Origin of the sequence: Hoeflea sp. CAU 1731, from assembly GCF_039888615.1 — a bacterium.
GTDB lineage: Bacteria > Pseudomonadota > Alphaproteobacteria > Rhizobiales > Rhizobiaceae > Flavimaribacter.
Genome location: NZ_JBDQQS010000009.1, coordinates 1 through 17,373, shown reverse-complemented (window position 1 = coordinate 17,373; position 17,373 = coordinate 1). Strand labels below are relative to the sequence as shown.

Here is a 17,373-nt window from a genome sequence, read left to right as displayed (position 1 = left end):
CGCTAAAATCAGCCTGCTTCAAAGGATTTCAGGAAAGGGAGGCAGTTCGCGGCGGTTGTTGTGCAGCGCCTCCAGACGCGTGCGTATCGCGTCGCGTTCGCTCTCATCGAAGGCCAGTTGCGCTTCGTTATGCTCCTTGAAGCCTTGCTTGAAGACCTCCCGAGCGGTGTCCAGCGCTTTGCGGCAATTCTTCTGCGGCGGGATCTGCATCAGTCGTTCTTCGATCAGAAGGACATAACGGTTGGATATGTCCACATGCTGCTGCTCATGCCAGCGAACATGCTTGCCGAGTTCTTCGAAAGCTGTCTTCGTTCGAGCGTCCGCCTTGTGCAATTCCGTCCAGCGCGGAAGCGTGATCCTCATGCCGAGTTGCACCTCCGCCGAGGCGATTTGGCACTGTCCGTCCTTTTGGATTGTGATGATCTTCGGCGTCATGCGGGTCTCCGCCGTGCCGATGGCGTGCCCGTTCTGTGGACCGCGGCTGGAAATCTGTTCCGTGATTTGATCCACGGTCGTTCCGGGCACGTTGTAATAGACGGTCGACATGCCGGACGTCGTACAACCAGCCAGAGAGGCGACACAAAGCAACGCCGCCGCCATGGCGCAGCGTCGTCGTATACGGCGGTCATTCATTCGGTTGCAAGCCATCCGCAATTCCGTCGCCATGTCCAGCAAGAGCGCCTCGATTGAAAAATCAGCTTCCCGCGACAGCAACGCAAGAGCACATGTTTTCAACCAAATACCCGCTGAACCACTAACCTGCCTGTGTTTCAGTCGCCATCATTACTGCGCAACTTCGCGCATTTTACAATATAAATCTGAATCATGATAAATATAGGCTTGCTGTGTGACAGGATTGCGCCAGCCTGCGCGCGCCCTGACAACTTCGGATAACGCAGTATTGATTGACGCCCTATTTTCAAAGGCTACGCTTGACTGTAAGATCCTGAAACTGGCGACGTCTCAGGGCGGTTCAACTCATGCGTTCGATTGCTTTTTCGCTGTTAACGGCGATTCTGATTGTCCAACCTGCAGCAACATTGGCGCAGGTTTCAAACTCGATGACCTGTCAGCAGGCGATCAACTATTATGAGCGCAACGGGCGCATCAATACCAACGCCAACGGAAACGCGACAGTCCCGATATACGGATACACGCCAGCTTCTCAACGCAGCAGGATGGGCTGTTCCTCATCCGGAATTCAGGTCAGGACCTCTGACAAGCGGCGCTGCACGATTGCTTACAAGTGCCTGCCCCGCGGACGCTGAATCCGCGATCCGACACGCTCTCTGCTCGATCTCTGATGCGCTGGGCCTAGTTGTCTTCTCCGGATGACTGTACGGCCGCACCCTTGCTAATGCTGGCGTTCGACTTGCCGTTCTTGTCCTTTTCGCCAGACTTTTCGCCATTTCTCAGCTTCTTGTTGGCTTTGCTGATATTCTCGTCATGATCAGGCATTATTATCTCCTGGAGTTGTCTTAAGAGCTGTGGAGATAACCCGGCATCGACGACTTTGTTCCGCGGGGCGTCAGTCAGACAGACAGTTCGAATTAAATTGGAACTTTGATTACCAGAGTAATACGATAATCAGTTCTCACGCGACTTCCCGACCATCCAGCAACATCCTGTTCAGATAGCTGTAAAGTCTGGCTCCAAAATAAAGGGCCGGCGACAGGCTGGTTTCCTGGGTCGATTTCAGACGTAAGAACAAACGCTTTCCAAGGCGTGGCGACGTGTACAACGACGCCAGGTATTTTCTGTAAACAAGCAGGGAACTGCTCGATCCCGTCCGAGACTTCGTGTCGGGCAAGGAATATGTCCAACTTCACATCAAGGCGACGATCAGGTCTCGTGACCCGTTTCGTCGATATCCGATGCGCCCTTGTCGAAAGCGCGGGACCACTCGTCGAGAAGCGCGCTATGGCCATGGCGCCGCCTCCACTGTCGCAAGCCGTTGCGTAATCCGGCGCGGCCCTGCCGTGATATATCGGCATCAAATTGATGTGGAGCCAGGCCGGCCTCCAAAGCTCGCCAACTCCCGTCTCTTTCCGCGACATAGTCGCGGTTCCCCCAGGCCCGCAGCAGCTTCTGGAATGCATCAAAAAGAGCGGGATCGAAGTCGCGGTCCTCACCGAGCGGCCCGATGACAGGATTGCCCGGATGAAAGCCGGCGCATGGAACCAACCCGTCCGGTATCGGGACATTGGCAGAATGGGTGCGGCCTGCTTTCAACAGTTTGGGCAGAACATGGGTGTGCGGACCTTCCGGCGACCGACCGCCCGTCTCCGGACCGCCGATCTTCTGATAGACCTCGACCCGCCCGAGACCAGTCAGGGCCACCCGGTGCGGGTGCGCCGAAAGTATGCATCCCATAACCGGATTGTCCGATTCGAAAAGCGATCGGCCGGCACAAGCGCGCAGCGCTTCGATCAGGCCCTGATCGGACGTCCTGATGCAGAAATCGACCTGGATCTGGGACAAACCCATATCAAAGAGAACAGCGCCCCGATCCTGTTCGCGCAGGGCCTCGGCGTCCGGTCCGAGTTCGGTGAGAACAGAGCGATTGGCGCGGCTTGCGGCGGCCGATGGCAGGCAAAGCGCAACCGATTGGCTCCAGCGGTGCGGCCGCGGGCTGAGCGTCTCGTAAGCGACCGGCGTCATTTCCGGTTGAGGCAGGATCCGGATGCCTCCCCGAGCAGTCACCCGCTGCAGCGGACTGGCGCTGCAAGGCTCGCCTTCGTCCTGGTGAAACTCCGCAATGGCGCCAAAGGAACCCATCGACCAGCCGCTGCGATAGTCGGCCAGTTGCTCTGTGAGCACGTGTTCAAGATCGGGCATCGTTTTATCCTCGAAGCCTGGTTGCCGCTGTTGGTCGTATTACGTCTTCGTTGCAAGCCCAAGTGGCTGCAACAACAAACCGTCTGCTGTTTCGACCCTATAGGCGTCGATGCCGAAGACTTCGGCGAGATTGTGCGCCGTCAGCACGTCTACCGGTCGACCATCGGCGACTATCCGGCCGGCCTGCATCAGGACGAGGCGGCTACAGAAACGCGCCGCCAGCCCGAGATCATGCAGAGCGACCAGCACCGAACGTCCGTCAGAGGCCAGGGTTTTGAAGACCTGCATTGTCGCAATCTGATGAGCAGGATCCAGGCCGGCGATCGGCTCGTCGGCGAGAAGCATGGGCGTTTCCTGCGCCAGCGCCCGGGCGAGCAAAACCCGCGCTTTTTCACCGCCGGAAAGCTGCGTCGCTATCCGATTGCGAAACGCCCACATGTCGGCCTTCTCCAGCGCCTGCCGCACCGCCTCCGCGTCTTGCGACGACAAGCGTGATATGGAAGCGCCGTGCGGCGTTCGGCCGAGGGCCACGAGCGCTTCCACCGGAATCGGCCAGGCGATTTCGCGATCCTGGGGAAGCCAGGTCGCGTAGCGCGCGCGGCTTGAGACAGGCATTTCCGCCAGCGAACAGGAGCCGAAAAACGGTAAAAGTCCGAGAGCCGCCCGCATCAGCGTTGTCTTTCCGGCGCCGTTCGGGCCAATCAGACCGACGACTTCGCCAGGCGCAATCGTCAAAGAGACGGACTTGACCACCGGTGTTGAACCGCGGTTTACCGTCACGTCGCGGCACACAAACGCCATCGCCTCTACCCCTGACCGCGCGAGCGGTAGATGAGGTGCAGAAAGAACGGCGTACCGACAATGGCCGTCATGACGCCGAGCTTCAAATCCCTGTCCGGCAGGATCAATCGCACCGCGATATCGGCTGCGAGCACCATGCAGGCGCCGCCCAGAGCGGAGGCGAACAAAAGACGGCCGGGCTGCGCGCCGACCGCTCGGCGCAGCAGATGCGGAACAACTAGTCCGACGAAACCGATGGCGCCGGCGACTGCAGTCGCGCCGCCGATCATGGCGGCGACGCCGGCCACCAGGAGCACTCGGAGCCGGACCATGCGGACGCCGAGCGCTTCTGCCGCGTCTTCACCCAGCGTCAGCGAATCGAGACCGCGGCCGAGCGGCAGTATCAAACAAGCGCCAAGTGCGACGAAGGGCAGCGCAAGCGCAACATGCAGGAAGGATCGGTCGGCAAGCGAGCCCATCATCCAGAAAATGATTTCATTCGCCGCAAACGGATTGGGAGAAAGGTTCAAAACCAGCGACGTCAACGCGCCCGCCAAGGCCGATATGGCGATGCCGGCGAGGATTAGCGTCAGCGTGCCGCCGCGACGTCCCGCCAGAAGAAGAAGCAGGGTGACAGCGACGCCCGCGCCGGCGAGAGCCGCAAACGGCAGCGCGAGCGCGAAAGCCGCCGTCAGCCCGGTCTGGATCGCGAGAACAGCGCCGAGAGCCGCGGCGCCTGACACGCCCAGAATGCCAGGTTCCGCCATAGGGTTGCGCAGATAACCCTGCATGGCCGCGCCGCCAAGACCAAGAGCCGCCCCTATCAGAACGCCGAGAATTGCGCGCGGCAGGCGAATTTCACGCATGACAAGGGAAAGCGGACCGGCGTCGCCGAATATCAGCGCGGACAGACTGAGATGCGGCGAAACGCCCGCTGGACCGACCAGCAGTGAAATGACAAAAAGCAAAAGGGAAAGCAGACCAAGGCCAAACAGGAGGCGGACATACGCCGTCATTGCGACTCCTGACCCGCATCGCGTTCAAACGCGAGATCTGCGATGGCCCGCAACACGTGCGGCGTTCCGCAAACCCAGTCACGATCGGTAAGAGGCGCGACGCCCGCCTCTTCCAGCAATGCGCTAAGCGCCGGGTGGTTCAGTATTTCCTCGGCACGTGAATTGCCGGTCCGGCGCTGCGAAAGAACGACGAGATCCGGAGAAAGCATGACGAGGCGTTCGAGCGCCAGCACGCCGCCACGATCGAGGCCTGCCTCCTCGGCGACATTGCGCAAGCCGGCCGCCCTGAGAATGTCGCCGGACAGACTCTCCGGACCGGATGTGTAGCCGTGCGCAGCGTAAATCGCGGCGCGGGGGCCCTCTTCGGCGTCTTGAGCAAGTCTTCCAAGGTCTTCGTCAAATTCCGCGACAAGGGCGATTGCCTTTTCCGGGTGACCGAGATGCGCGCCCATCTCGGTCATCCGGTCCCGCACGTCCTCCATCGAGTCGGCTGGAGCCATAACCGCCACGGGAATACCCAAACGCTTCAACATCGAGACGGTCGCCTGCGTCGTATACTGTCCGGCGATCACCAGATCCGGTTTCATCATGAAGATTTCCTCCGCCAGACCGTGATTGACGGAAAAGGCCTGCGCCTCGCCGGCCATGGCGGACGCCTCGGGATCCCGGGCCAGATAGGACACCGAGATCAACTGGCCGGGCGCCGCCAGCATCATCGCGAGCTGGTCGGTGCACAGGTTCATTGACACGACGCGTTGCGGCGTGGCGGCAACCTGCGACGCGGTGGCGAGCACAGCCAGCAGGATGCCTGATATGCGAGCAACGACCGTCATGACTGATCAGAATCGACCTCTCAGACCAACATAAAAGGTGCGCGGCGGCGCCAGGTAGCCCTGCACTTCTTCGTATTCCTCATCGAACAGGTTCTGAACCCGCCCCGTCAACAGAATATTGTCCGTCAGCTGGTGCTGCGCGGTCAAATTCACCACGGTGTAATCATCGAGACTGGTCAAATCGGAACCGTAGGACGGCGCAGTATAATCGAAGTCCCAAAGGTCTGAAACATAACGCACATCCGCTCCCAGTCGCGTCTTTCCGTTTGGAAACAGATAGGAGACCCGCACGCCAAGTTCATTACCGGGCCGCCGCACCTCGATCTCGCCATCGGGATCCGTGGCGTCGAGCCAGGTATAGTCCACGCCGACCGTAAGACCTCTGACAGGCTGAACCTCGACTGACGCCTCGATACCCTGGCGGTGGCTTTCGCCGTCCAGATTGACCGGAGTCGACTCACCCGTCACGTAATCATAGGTCGACGAGATCTCGTTTGTCAGATCCTGGTTGAAATAGGTCAGTCCAAGCACGGCGCGATCATTCCAGAGCCGCTGCTCGACGCCGATGTCATAACCGATGCTCTCTTCCGGAATAAGATCGGGATTACCGATCCATGTGCCGGGGTTGTAGCCGAACTGCTCATACATCGTCGGATTCTGGACGCCCGTGCCTGCCGATGCGTGAAAACGGGTCGTCTGGTTGGGAAGCAGGTAGGAGACGCCGACAGACCATGTCGTCGTATCCTCGAAATCATCGTTCTGATCGTAGCGGGCGGTCGCCTGCAGGTTCAGCGCATCATCGAAGAACCCGCCGCGATATTCCAGAACATAACCGTAAAGCTGCCGCGTCTGCTTCTCCAGCATGGCCGGATCGAACACCAGATCGGCGTCGTTGTTCTGGAAGGTTTCCTGCCTGCCCTCGACCAGAAAACTCACGATCTGGCTTGCCGAATCCACTTGTGGCGCATCAAGCGCCACCGTGCCGCGATATCTCAATTTCGTGCGCGTCGTCGTGAAATCGGACGTCTTGGCGCCGGCGTCGGTGGTAATGCTGTCCATGTTGGCGTAGGCGAAGAACAGATCGCTGCGATAGCGCCCGCCAAAATGGTCGGACCTGATGTAGGCGGAGCCGAAGAAATTCTCGATATCCTGCTCAAGATCGGCGCTCGTCACCAGACCCTCTTCCGTCGCGGCGCCGAAATTGAACTGGTCGTATTCGGAGTTCTGATCGACGTAGCGCAGGGTCCCTCCGATGGTGATGTTTTCCGTCAGATCGAATTCGCCGCGTGCGTTGAGCGTTGTGTTCTGATCGCCGTCATCATCCCCGCCGGGCGTGTTGGAAACATCATAGCCGCCGGTCACCCGGCGCGCAGCCGAAAGGGACAGACGCGCCCGTTCGTTCGCATAGCGCAGCGACGCGGCTCCTCCGCCGCTTTCCTCGTTGCCGATTTCTGCTTCGGCGGTTCCGTGAAAGCCGTATTCAGTGGCGGATTTCGTAATGATATTAATGACGCCGCCGATTGCGTTCGAACCAAAGACCGATGATTGCGGGCCGCGCAACACCTCGATCCGCTCGATATCGTCGGCAAGCAGATTTGAGAAATCATAGCCGCCGCTCGCCGGGTCGTTGACTTCAACGCCGTCGATCAGCACCAGCGTATGATTGCCCTCCGCGCCACGGATTCGCACCTGGACGGCGCCGCCCACACCGCCGGTCTGGCTGACCTCAACGCCGGGCAAAGCGCGCAACGCGTCGGCGGCGTGACGAACCTGTCGGTTTTCCAGATCTTCGGCAGTGACGACAGTGACTGAGCGGCCATATTGCTCGGCTTCGATCGGCGTGAGACCGCCGCCGACAATGATCGTGTCGAGCACAAACGGCTCGACGTCCTGCGCAGATGCCGCGCTGGACACCAGCAATGATCCCGCCACAACGAGCTGACTTCTCATGATTATACCCCCAACAGGACCGGCGGCCCAAAGGCGTCGCCGCGTACATAAATTGTCCTCGGATGGGGATAACCCTGATCCGTAGACGGTTGCAGATGCCACCACTACGGATAGTCCGCTGTTTCTCGCGCGGCCCCGCGCAAGAACCGGGTGAGCCGCTCTGGCAGGTCTCCTGACTTGCGGGTCATCGCAGAGGCCGGCCTTCCCACGGATTGCATTTCCGCAGTGGCGTATTCGGCTCTGCTCTCCGCCTACAGTTGCGGGGGCAGTTACGGAATTGGAAACCCTTCGGGTCGAACCTCACCGTATTCCCTGTTGGCTGAACGGCGAACCGTCCGAACCAGAGCACGCAAATTTCTGGGGGACGCCGGCCTGATTGTCAAGGGCGGGAAGGTGACTGTTCGATGTCCTGGAATTGGAGGCCGGAGACCAGCTTCAAGATAAGCCGACCTCTGTCGACCGTCTGACAATCAGGGTCGGCTCAGGCACCTTCACCTTTCGCTCCAACTGGTTGTCGGACATATGCGACAAGAGCATGTCGACAGCAATTTTCGCCACCTCATCCAGATGCAGGTCAATCGCGGTTAGAGGCGGATCACACTCGCGCGATCGGATGCCGTTATACCGGGTGACGATCTTCACGTCTTCGGGCACGTTCCTGCCCAAGGTCCGCAAGGCTTTCCGAGCGCCGACGGCGAACGTCGCGAGCGGCGCAAGCAAACCATCAATATCTGAATGGTCAGAGAACAGCGTCTCCACAGCGACCGTTCCACCTTCTTCAGCGTCGCTTTCTTCAGCCCAGTGGCAGATGATCTGCATGCTGTTTACTGCGCAGAAATCCGCATAAGCGCGATGCATTTCCGAGTAAAGCTGGCGTTGAGCCGTGCACAAAATAACCGCGATCTTGCGCGCGCCGACCTGTCTCAGATGATCGAGGCTTTTCATTGTCATTTCGTAGTAGTGCATATCGACATAAGGAATGTCATAGCCGCTCGCCACAAACCGCCCGATCGAAACGATCGGTATGCTGCGTTTGACGAGCGCATCCAGGTTCTGGTCGTCGTTGGCGGGCTCCACCGCGATTACTCCGTCAACCAGCAGATTGGGAATAATCCTGCTCGGCGCGCCGGTCGGCGGCACGATGACCAGCGCCAGATCCTTCTCCAAAGCCCGTGTTGCTGCGGCCTCGGCGATTTCCATCAGAAATTCCAGCCGTCCACGTCCCGCAGGAATGGCGGACGTGACCGGCGAAAGCAGCGCTATGCTGTTGACTTTTCCTGTCCTTAGCGACGCCGCCCGTGGATCGGGATTGTAACCGAGTTCGTGGGCAATAAGACGAATTCGCTTTGCGAGCTCCGGTGAAACGTAACGCTTGCCGCTCAACGCATTCGAGACCGTAGGCGGAGACACTTTCGCTGCCTTCGCCACGTCGCGAATCGAAACGGCGTTTTTCTTCCTGAACATGGGGTCTGAATAATCAGAAAAGTCTGTTGCGGTCTATCAAAAGCGGCACGCCAGTCCTCCTCGCTCCGAAACATGCGTCTTGTTCAAGCGAATTTTGGGCGCCAATTTCCATCCGCCTCGACGAGGGTACGCCGAGACAGTCAAGCAGCGGATTCATGCCAGCCCCTCAATACGAGGTTGCCAATTGCGCTGACTGCAGAAAAGAAAAGAAATCCAAGCAGGGTCGCAGCAAAGATTTCCGCAAACAGCAGAGCTGTGTGCATCTGGCCCTGCGCAAAAATGATCTGGACGCCGAGCCCGCCGCGCCCGCCTCCCGTACCAATGAGGAATTCGCCAACAATCGCGCCGATAACCGAAAGTCCGGCTGAGATTTTCAGCCCTGCGATCAGTTGAGGCATCGCCGAGGGTAGCCGCAACTTGAAAAATGTCACGGCGCGACTCCGGGTCTGCATATCAAACAATTCGACAAGCACTTTCGGTGTGGATCGCAAACCGAGCAGCGTATTGTTGATGATGGGAAACAGGGAAATAATGATGCTGATGACGATGACCGAAGTTTGTCCGTAGCCAAACCACAGCACGATCAAGGGAGCGACCGTGATGATCGGAACCGTTTGCAGCAGGACGGCATAGGGATAAATGCTCTTCTCGAGGAACGGCGACTGGCTCATGACCGCCGCCGTCAGGACGCCACCGACCGCGGCGATGGCAAATCCCGACAGGGCTTCGACGAACGTTATCACTGTCGCCTGTGCAATCACCGTGAAATTTTCCAGGGCGGCGCCTGCGACGACGCCCGGGCCGGGAAGCAGCCAGGGACGGTCGGCATAATAGGTGGCCGAAAGGAGATACCAGCACAGAACGCCGGCGACGGCGACAAGCAGGACCGGGCCAGCGGCGTTCATGAGTGCGCCAAGCCTTCCGGTCGACAACGCGGATCGTCCGCCACGCATCATATCCGCTCCCCGAAACCCTGTCGCAGCGAGGCCGAAATACCTGCCGCAAGCCTCGTGAACTCTGTGGACGCACGCACGTCCGGTGTTCTCGGAAAGGCGAAGGGAACCTCGACAATGTCAATGATGCGTCCCGGTCGCGTCGACATGACGACGATGCGATCAGCCAAATAGAGCGCCTCATAGACGTTATGCGTCACCAGAAGCGCTGTCAGGCTCAAATTCTGGCAGAGGGTGGAAATTTCTTCCTGTAGAATGTCCCTGGTGATTTCGTCGACCGCGGCGAGCGGCTCGTCCATCAACAGGAGGCTGGGCCGAAAAGCGATCGCCCGCGCCAGCGACAACCGCATTTTCATGCCTCCGGAAAGTTGATGCGGCAAGGCGTCAACGAAGTTGTCGAGGCCAACGGTTTCCAGGGCTTCTGTCGCAGTCTTGCGTCTTGACTGTCGTTCAACGCCATTCAACTCCAGCAGCAGTTCGGCGTTGCCGAGCGCGTTCCTCCAGGGAAGCAGCCCAGGCTCCTGAAACACGAAGGCTAGCGTATCATCGGCCGGCATGGAAATCTTGCCCGCCGTTGGCTCCATGATTCCGGCGATCAGTCGAAGCAGCGTCGATTTCCCGCAGCCCGACGGTCCGACAATCGCGACAAACTCGCCCCTTCGGATGGACAGGCTCGATGGCGCGAGTGCAACCAGATCTTCATCGAACGTCTTGGATACCTCGCACACACCAATCGCTGTTTCCGAAACGCCGCCGCTCGTCACCATCGCGCCTTGAAGTCCTGTGCTTGGTTACTCGTTGCACCCGGATACGAAAGACGTATCGTAGGCCTCTTCAACACTGAAATCATCACCCAGCATGTTTACTTCCCGAAGCTGCGCCGCAAGCTCTTCCCAGCGCGCCGGATCCATGCAACCGATCTTCGTACGGTCGGCTGGAAGCATGCTTTCGATCAGTTTTTCGGCAGCCATATCATGGATATCCGGGGCAATCTGGCTGTTACGCGCCATCAGCACCGGTTTGACGACCGTCGGATCTTCGGCGAATTTCGTCCAGCCCTCCTTCACGGCCTTCACGGCGGCTTCCACCAGTTCCGGTTTTTCCTCGATCATTGCGTCGGTGGTGTAGAGAACATAATAGGGTCGGTATCCGAGTTCCTCGACCTTGAACTCGTCGAAAGCGACCCCTTCTTTTTCCAGTCTCGCAGGCAGAAAAAGGGACAGCCCCTGTTGCACCAGCGTCGGGTCCGTGCGGAACATGGTAAGATCGCCGGTGACCGGAAGTTCCTGAACGCCTTCCAACCCGTATTTCTTCTTGATCCACTCCCAGTACGGCGCGCCGAGCGACACCGCAAATTTCATGTCCTTGAAGTCCGCCGGCGATTTCACTTCCGGATCGGAGTGGTAGACGAGATCGTAGGGAACGAAATCAGCCTGTACAAAGACCGCCTTGACAGGCGCGCCGCGCGACCGGGCGATCAACACGGCGTCCGCGTACCCGACGCCGAACTCTGCCTGTCCGGAGGCGACCTGCGGAATGGTCTGGATCTTCGGGCCGCCATCGAGAACAGTGATGCTGATGTCGTCGTCAGCTCCGATCCCGTCCTCCTCCGCCTGGATATAGCCGCCATGCGTGGCCTGAGCGAACCAGTCGAGGAGCACATGAACATCGTCCTGCGCGCCGGCCGGCGCCGCCGCACAGAGTAGGACGGCGCAAGACAGGGATGTAAAGATTCCGGTTTTCGGCATAGGCATATCTTCTCCTTAATCCGGCCCGTCAGAGCCAGGGAATGTCTCGATGTTGATAGCGGAAAGATTGGAACACGCTGTTATGCAGTCCTGGCGCATAGGTCCGCGCGCCTCCGGCAGGATACTCGTTGAATTCGGGGACCACGTACTCCCACACGACCTCACCTGAACGCGTCACTTCGAAAAGTCGTCCCATCGCGGATTCGGTGATGTGCAGATTGCCGTTCGCCAGCGGTTGGACCGAACCCATATAGGGCGAAAAGAAGGACGGCTTCATGGGATCGGAATATTCCCAGACCACAGTGTTGGTCCGGGGATCGATCTCCACGATCCTTGAATACGGAACGGCTATGCCGGGTCGATAGTTGCCATTGTCGAAGGCAAGAACATTGCCGTTGGAAAGCCCGACTGGAGAATGCTGTTGGGCAAGCAGTTCCGGACCGATGGTCCAGACGATGTCGCCGGACTTTCGGTCAACGGCTATGATGCCTGATGTTGTTCTCAGGCTCATCAGAACAAGACCGTCGTCCTGGAGATGCAGGCCGTTGATCAGCGGCCAGTGATTGCGGTCGAACACGGGATTGATCGGGAACGCCACCGGATCGATATGCTCCCAGGAGCGCCATTCCCAGACCGTCTCGCCACTGCGATCCACTTCCTTGACGACATCGCCGACGATAATGTCGGATGCGCCAGGCCGACCGCCGAGCACGCGCCGCCCGATTTCGGCGGGAAGTGGTTCGGCGGTTGTGTAGAGCAGGTTTCCGTTGGCGAGCCAGCGCCCGTCGTGATGATGGAGATCGTCCTCGTGGCTCCATACGATCCGGTCGTCTAGAGTAATCTCAAGAAAAAGCCCGCCCTGCCAGACATCCCAAGCCGGATAGTAGTCAGGCCTCTGTGCGTGCGCGCCATTCAGCCCGAGATTGCCGTTCGCCAGCAATACCGCATGACGACCTGGTCGTGTGGGAAGGGACCATTCATGGACGATACAGCCGTCCAGTTCGGCAAGCGTCGCCTTGGCGCTCGCCTGCGGCGCATATAACACCAGCCCGCCTGCGGAACGCGATGCATCGTAAGCGACGGTTCTAAGGGATCGTCTGCGGAGGGTAACCTGATCGACAGGCAGATTCATGCGGAAAAAACCTAGTAAATCGTTTTTTCCTCCCAAAAAAACGATTTATCAAAAATAGATGCATATGTCAATGCGGATTTGTAAAGCCCGTTGCCCTGACCCTGGAAGTCTGCGCCTCGCGTAGTATGGTTGGGAGTTCTTTCGGATGTTACGCCGCACGATAAAGAAAACACGCCATTTAGTTCAAATACCTGTTGGCGCACATAGCGGACAAAGGAAGAATTCCTTCTTGAAGACAATAGCGATTCAGGAATACTGTGCCGCGAATCAACCATAAGGTTGGCTCTTGATTTTTGCCTATTGAGGAGTTTCCCATGAAACTACGTCATATACTTGCATTATCGACTACACTTGCTCTGACGACAGGGAGCGCGGCTTATGCGATGGAGATCTCCGACATCGTGCCTGCATCCGGCGACACGCTTGTTGTTTACAAGCAGTCCGGAGACTGGACAGTCTATTCCGACGCCGACCGCGGCAGCTGTCTGATCGAGCGATCCGACGATGACGGCAATGCCATGCAAATGGGCATGACCAAGGATTTGTCGGCGGTCTATGTCGGGGTCTTTACCCAAAAGGACGCCAAAATCGCCCCGCAAACGCCAATCGCGATCGCTGTTGACGGCAAGGTCTATGCCGGCGAATCCTACGGCGTGCGCAGCGGAGAGCTGAAAGGCAACTATTCCGGCGGCTACGTCCTGTCAAACGATCCGGGCTTTGTCGAAGCGATCGCCAAGGGTCATGAACTACTGGCTTTCCCGGACAAGCCCTGGTTCTTCATCATTGATCTTACGGGAACGTTCAAGGCGATCGAAGCGGCCAGGGAATGCCACAAGTCGCTTGCGAACTGATATTCGACCGATCCGAGAGCGCGGATCCTGACGCCCGTTTCGATCAGATATTTTATGGTCGACCGGTCGGATAGCGCATCCGACTGCAGAATTTCGGGGGCGGTCCGGCGACGGATGTCGTCGGGCGCGCATTTTTCCATTTTTCCGAAATTGTGGTCAGGCGCTATTATATAATGGCGCCTGACCAGACGAAATTCGACTTTGTCTTTGTCTGCAATTAAAAATTTGTATTTCGTTATTTATTTTCAACCATGATAATATAGTCGAACTGTGTTCGAGCAACATTCTGTTTATTACTGTAAGGACTGTCGCAGGGATCCGCGTGAACAACTCGTTTCTATTTTTACTGGTTGCAGACATCCTGGCGATCGCCATGGTTTTCGGAATCCTCCGTTCCCCAAGGAGTCCCGGACAGCGGGCCTTTGCGCTGTCCGGTTTCGCCGCCATGTGGTGGATCACCTGTGTGGTCCTGCGATTCAACACGCCTGATCTCAACACGAAGATTCTGTACTGCGAGTTGGCCTGGTTCGGCATCGCTGGAGCACCGCTTTACTGGGCTCTGGGTTTTCTCAGCTATGCGGGAGGCAAACGCATCGAGACGTACCGGCATCTCGTGCTGATCGGCGCAGTGAGCGCCTTCGTCTGCGTTATTGCGCTGACCAATGACTGGCATAACTGGCTATATACGGGCGTCACCAACGTGGAGCGGCCAAGCTTCTCCCATGGCTGGTTCTTCTTCGCAGTGCTCGGGATGGTCTACACCGCTATTTCCGCCACCGGAGTATCAGTCATCTTCATGGCGCGCCGGCGCGCCGGAAGCCATCGCCTGCAGTTCGCGGCGCTTATCGGCGCAATGTCGCTGCCCTGGATTGCAAACGCCGCCTTCGTCTTCCGGGAATTTCGCATATTCAATGACGATCCGACGCCTTTCGCCTTCGCCCTGACCGCAGTCGTAATGTTGCTGGTCCAGTCTTTCGGCAGACTGTTCCAGGCGCCGCCCATCGCCCGCGACATCATATTCACGGTTCTGCCGGATCCGGTTATCGTTCTCGACAGCAAGAAGCGCATTCTCGAGCTCAATCCTGCCGCGCGAAAACTACCCGGACTGCCCGAACGGCCGATCGGCAACATACTCGACGAACGCCATCCGCTGTCGGCTTTCGCCGACGCCCCCCTGCCCGGCAACGACAACGCTCCGCTGGTCGGATTCAAGGAAATCGGCAAAACGTACGAGGTTTCGTCCCAGGTGGTGAAACCCTGGGGGCGGAGCGCGGGAAAGATGCTGGTGTTGCGGGACGTCACTCTGCGAAAGGCGGCTGAAGACAGAATGACCGTAATGTCTCGGGATCTGCAATCGCGGCTGGAGGAAAACATACGGCTTCAGAACCTCCTCAAGGAGGACGCCATACGCGACCCGCTGACCGAACTGCACAACCGGCGTCACGCCAACGACATTCTGCCCTTGATCATCGCAAACGCCCGGCAGGGCGAGGAAGTTGCCGTCATCCTGATCGACATCGACAATTTCAAGCAGGTCAACGACCGGTTCGGACACGCTGTCGGGGACACGGTGCTCAAGACGTTTGCGGACATGCTTAACGATGAGGTTCGTGAAGGAGAACATGTCTTTCGCTATGGCGGCGAGGAATTTCTGTTTGTCATACCGAGCACAAACCGGGAGCGTGTTCAACGCAGATGCGCCGAGTGGCGCGCACGGATCAGCGACGCGCGTCTGGACGAACTCGGCGACATGCGACTGACATTTTCCTCAGGAATTGCTTTCTCGCCGCAGACCGGCTCGACGCTCGATTCAGTCACAGCGGCCGCCGACGTCGCCTTGTATCGCGCCAAGATAAACGGTCGCAATCGCGACGTTTTCTGGGGAGACTTCCTTGCCGGCGCCAAACCGGGTTCCTGGCATGAACCCGACGATTCATCGGATCCGCAGGAAAATTCCATTGCTTGAGCTGTCTGTTCAACGCCGACCCTGGAAAAAACGCGCCACAGAAAACGTCAATCAAGTGACAAGAATGGACCCTTTTGAGCGACCCGAGACATAGGTGACGAAACTGGACTGAACCCGTTTATTGAGTCAGATAAATTGGTGACAGTTCAATTGGTCCACGGGATGCGACGTTGCAGTTGCGCCCAGTGAACTGGCTTCGAATTCCTCTGGCGACTTATATGCCAAAGCCGAGTGTAGTCGCTGGCGATTGTACACGGTCTCGATGAACGCGCCGATTGCGGATCGTGCGTGTTCCAGGTCGTTGTAATCTGAGGTATGAACTTCTTCCACCTTCAACGTTTTCATGAAGCTTTCGGCCATTGCATTGTCGTAGGGACATCCTGCACGGCTCATGCTCGGCAAAATGCCTGCGGTTTGAAGGCGTTCGACATAGTCGCTGCTGGCATACTGGACACCCCGATCCGAATGGTGGACCAGTCCTCCGGCGATCACCTCGCGATCGGCCAATGCCATCGCCAATGCTTCAACTGCTAGATCCGCCGTCAGATAATTTGCCATCGACCAGCCTACCACCTTGCGGCTGAAGGCATCCAGGATCACGGCCAGATAAACGAAAGCCTCCTTCAGCCGCACATAAGTGATATCGGCCACCCACAACTGATTAACCGCCATCGGCGCCAGCCGGCGCGCCAGATTCGGCCAGACCCGCCAGTCATGCAGGCTGTCCGTCGTTGCCGGCCTGAATGCCGGCTTGCGAAGGCACAACAGATTGTCTTCACGCATCAGACGGGCGACACGCTTGTGGTTCACAACCCATCCTTCCCGTTTCAACAGAGCGGTGATGCGACGATAGCCGTAGTGACGGTGCGACAAGGCCAAACGATGGATAGCATCCCGTAGCGCCGTCTCTGCCTCGCCCGGCGCCCGTTCACCCCAACCGCGATAAAATGCTCCCCGGCTAACGCCGGCAAGCGCACACATCCTGGCAACCGAAGGCGCCAACTTCGATCCTTCGCCTTGCCGGCACGTCATCGCTTGGATGCTCGCGAAGACGCTGTCTCGCCAGGCACGCTGCTGTGCCGGCGTGACGCCTCTAAATGCCGCAAGGCTTCCTTGAAAAAATCAAGATCCACCTGCTGTTGGCCGATCTTGCGCTCCAGTTCTGCGATCCGTCGTCGTGCTTCGACCAGATCCCGTGCTTCTTGCGATGGATCGCGTGAGTTTGCCATCTCAACAGCTGGCGGCAAGACCGGACGGCCGCGGCGATTGCGCAGCGCACGTTTCCCTCCGCTGCGAAACGCGTTGCGCCACCGGTAGAGCCGTGGACGTTGAACATCCAATTCTCGCGCAAGGGCTGCCACATTCTCACCGGCTTCCATGCGCTCAACGACTTTCAGCTTGAAATCACGGCTGAAACCGCGGGGCTTTTTCTTCGGAAACATCAATTCTCCTTACAGAGAACTGTAACCTATTTCGCTGACTCTGTTATGGGGTTCAGTCCAGGGGTTCAGTCCAAAACGCACCGGACACATGGGTAACACTTTTCGCTTTGCGGGAGGTGTTGATGCCGTGGAGAGAGAGTTCGGATATGGAAGAACGTCTTCGTTTTGTCGCCCGCCTTCTGGAAGGAGAAGGCATGAGCGGGGTCGGTCGCGCGTTCGGGGCCTTTTTCTGTTTCCCTCGAGTCCCAAGGGACGTGGCAAATGGATCATCCGATTTGTTTCGCCTCTTACGGGCAAGCGCCGCGATATGGGTCTGGGCGCCTATCCCGAAGTGGGAATCGCGCAGGCACGAAGAGCGGCGTTCGACGCCAGGGATCTGCTCAGCCGAAAGGTCGATCCG

At 58.2% G+C, this 17,373-nt stretch carries 17 protein-coding genes and 1 riboswitch; of the genes, 3 read left to right on the top strand and 14 right to left on the bottom strand.

The annotated features are described in order from the left end of the window. Window positions 1-18: 18 nt before the first annotated feature. The 12 genes from AAFN47_RS15285 to AAFN47_RS15230 all read right to left on the bottom strand — a co-directional run bounded on the left by AAFN47_RS15285 (window position 19) and on the right by AAFN47_RS15230 (window position 12,714). On the bottom strand, window positions 19-735 hold the full coding sequence (locus tag AAFN47_RS15285; protein ID WP_499810115.1) for a DUF922 domain-containing protein: 717 nt from the start codon (window positions 733-735) through the stop codon (window positions 19-21). Window positions 736-1,314: 579 nt separating this feature from the next. Continuing rightward, window positions 1,315-1,458, bottom strand: coding sequence for a hypothetical protein (locus AAFN47_RS15280; protein ID WP_499810114.1), 144 nt, complete (start codon window positions 1,456-1,458; stop codon window positions 1,315-1,317). A 384-nt stretch (window positions 1,459-1,842) separates the two neighbouring features. After that, window positions 1,843-2,838: a DUF6925 family protein gene (locus tag AAFN47_RS15275; protein WP_499810113.1), complete on the bottom strand. Its 996-nt coding sequence runs from the start codon at window positions 2,836-2,838 to the stop codon at window positions 1,843-1,845. Window positions 2,839-2,877: 39 nt separating this feature from the next. Beyond that, window positions 2,878-3,639, bottom strand: a complete 762-nt coding sequence (locus AAFN47_RS15270; RefSeq protein ID WP_499810112.1) for an ABC transporter ATP-binding protein — start codon at window positions 3,637-3,639, stop codon at window positions 2,878-2,880. Window positions 3,640-3,644: 5 nt separating this feature from the next. Next, a complete protein-coding gene (locus tag AAFN47_RS15265) occupies window positions 3,645-4,634 on the bottom strand; it encodes a FecCD family ABC transporter permease (RefSeq protein WP_499810111.1) in 990 nt (329 codons plus the stop codon). Continuing rightward, window positions 4,631-5,467, bottom strand: coding sequence for an ABC transporter substrate-binding protein (locus AAFN47_RS15260; protein ID WP_499810110.1), 837 nt, complete (start codon window positions 5,465-5,467; stop codon window positions 4,631-4,633). The genes AAFN47_RS15265 and AAFN47_RS15260 overlap by 4 nt, the downstream gene beginning before the upstream one ends. Window positions 5,468-5,473: 6 nt before the next feature. Beyond that, on the bottom strand, window positions 5,474-7,417 hold the full coding sequence (locus AAFN47_RS15255; RefSeq protein ID WP_499810109.1) for a TonB-dependent receptor plug domain-containing protein: 1,944 nt from the start codon (window positions 7,415-7,417) through the stop codon (window positions 5,474-5,476). 145 nt (window positions 7,418-7,562) lie between these two features. Then, a riboswitch (cobalamin riboswitch) is annotated at window positions 7,563-7,777 on the bottom strand. A gap of 75 nt (window positions 7,778-7,852) precedes the next feature. Further along, window positions 7,853-8,881, bottom strand: a complete 1,029-nt coding sequence (locus AAFN47_RS15250) for a LacI family DNA-binding transcriptional regulator (RefSeq protein WP_499810108.1) — start codon at window positions 8,879-8,881, stop codon at window positions 7,853-7,855. 140 nt (window positions 8,882-9,021) lie between these two features. Continuing rightward, window positions 9,022-9,837, bottom strand: coding sequence for an ABC transporter permease (locus AAFN47_RS15245; protein WP_499810107.1), 816 nt, complete (start codon window positions 9,835-9,837; stop codon window positions 9,022-9,024). Further along, window positions 9,834-10,601 (bottom strand): ABC transporter ATP-binding protein, encoded by a 768-nt coding sequence (locus AAFN47_RS15240; RefSeq protein WP_499810106.1) that lies wholly within the window; start codon window positions 10,599-10,601, stop codon window positions 9,834-9,836. The genes AAFN47_RS15245 and AAFN47_RS15240 overlap by 4 nt, the downstream gene beginning before the upstream one ends. A gap of 24 nt (window positions 10,602-10,625) precedes the next feature. Further along, on the bottom strand, window positions 10,626-11,588 hold the full coding sequence (locus AAFN47_RS15235) for an ABC transporter substrate-binding protein (protein WP_499810105.1): 963 nt from the start codon (window positions 11,586-11,588) through the stop codon (window positions 10,626-10,628). A gap of 22 nt (window positions 11,589-11,610) precedes the next feature. After that, a complete protein-coding gene (locus AAFN47_RS15230) occupies window positions 11,611-12,714 on the bottom strand; it encodes an aryl-sulfate sulfotransferase (protein ID WP_499810104.1) in 1,104 nt (367 codons plus the stop codon). A 314-nt stretch (window positions 12,715-13,028) separates the two neighbouring features. Here AAFN47_RS15230 and AAFN47_RS15225 point away from each other — a divergent pair, with 314 nt between their 5' ends. Beyond that, entirely contained in the window at window positions 13,029-13,565 is a 537-nt protein-coding gene (locus AAFN47_RS15225; protein ID WP_499810103.1) for a hypothetical protein, read from the top strand. A gap of 322 nt (window positions 13,566-13,887) precedes the next feature. Then, the gene (locus tag AAFN47_RS15220) at window positions 13,888-15,531 is read left to right on the top strand and encodes a diguanylate cyclase (protein WP_499810102.1); all 1,644 of its coding nucleotides are present in this window, start codon (window positions 13,888-13,890) and stop codon (window positions 15,529-15,531) included. 126 nt (window positions 15,532-15,657) lie between these two features. Here AAFN47_RS15220 and AAFN47_RS15215 read toward each other — a convergent pair whose 3' ends face one another. Both AAFN47_RS15215 and AAFN47_RS15210 read right to left on the bottom strand, forming a co-directional pair. Further along, window positions 15,658-16,533: an IS3 family transposase gene (locus AAFN47_RS15215; RefSeq protein ID WP_499810101.1), complete on the bottom strand. Its 876-nt coding sequence runs from the start codon at window positions 16,531-16,533 to the stop codon at window positions 15,658-15,660. 26 nt (window positions 16,534-16,559) lie between these two features. Beyond that, window positions 16,560-16,973 (bottom strand): helix-turn-helix domain-containing protein, encoded by a 414-nt coding sequence (locus AAFN47_RS15210; RefSeq protein ID WP_499810100.1) that lies wholly within the window; start codon window positions 16,971-16,973, stop codon window positions 16,560-16,562. A 229-nt stretch (window positions 16,974-17,202) separates the two neighbouring features. Here AAFN47_RS15210 and AAFN47_RS15205 point away from each other — a divergent pair. Then, window positions 17,203-17,373: Arm DNA-binding domain-containing protein (locus AAFN47_RS15205; RefSeq protein ID WP_499810324.1), on the top strand; the 171-nt coding region annotated here is incomplete at its 3' end.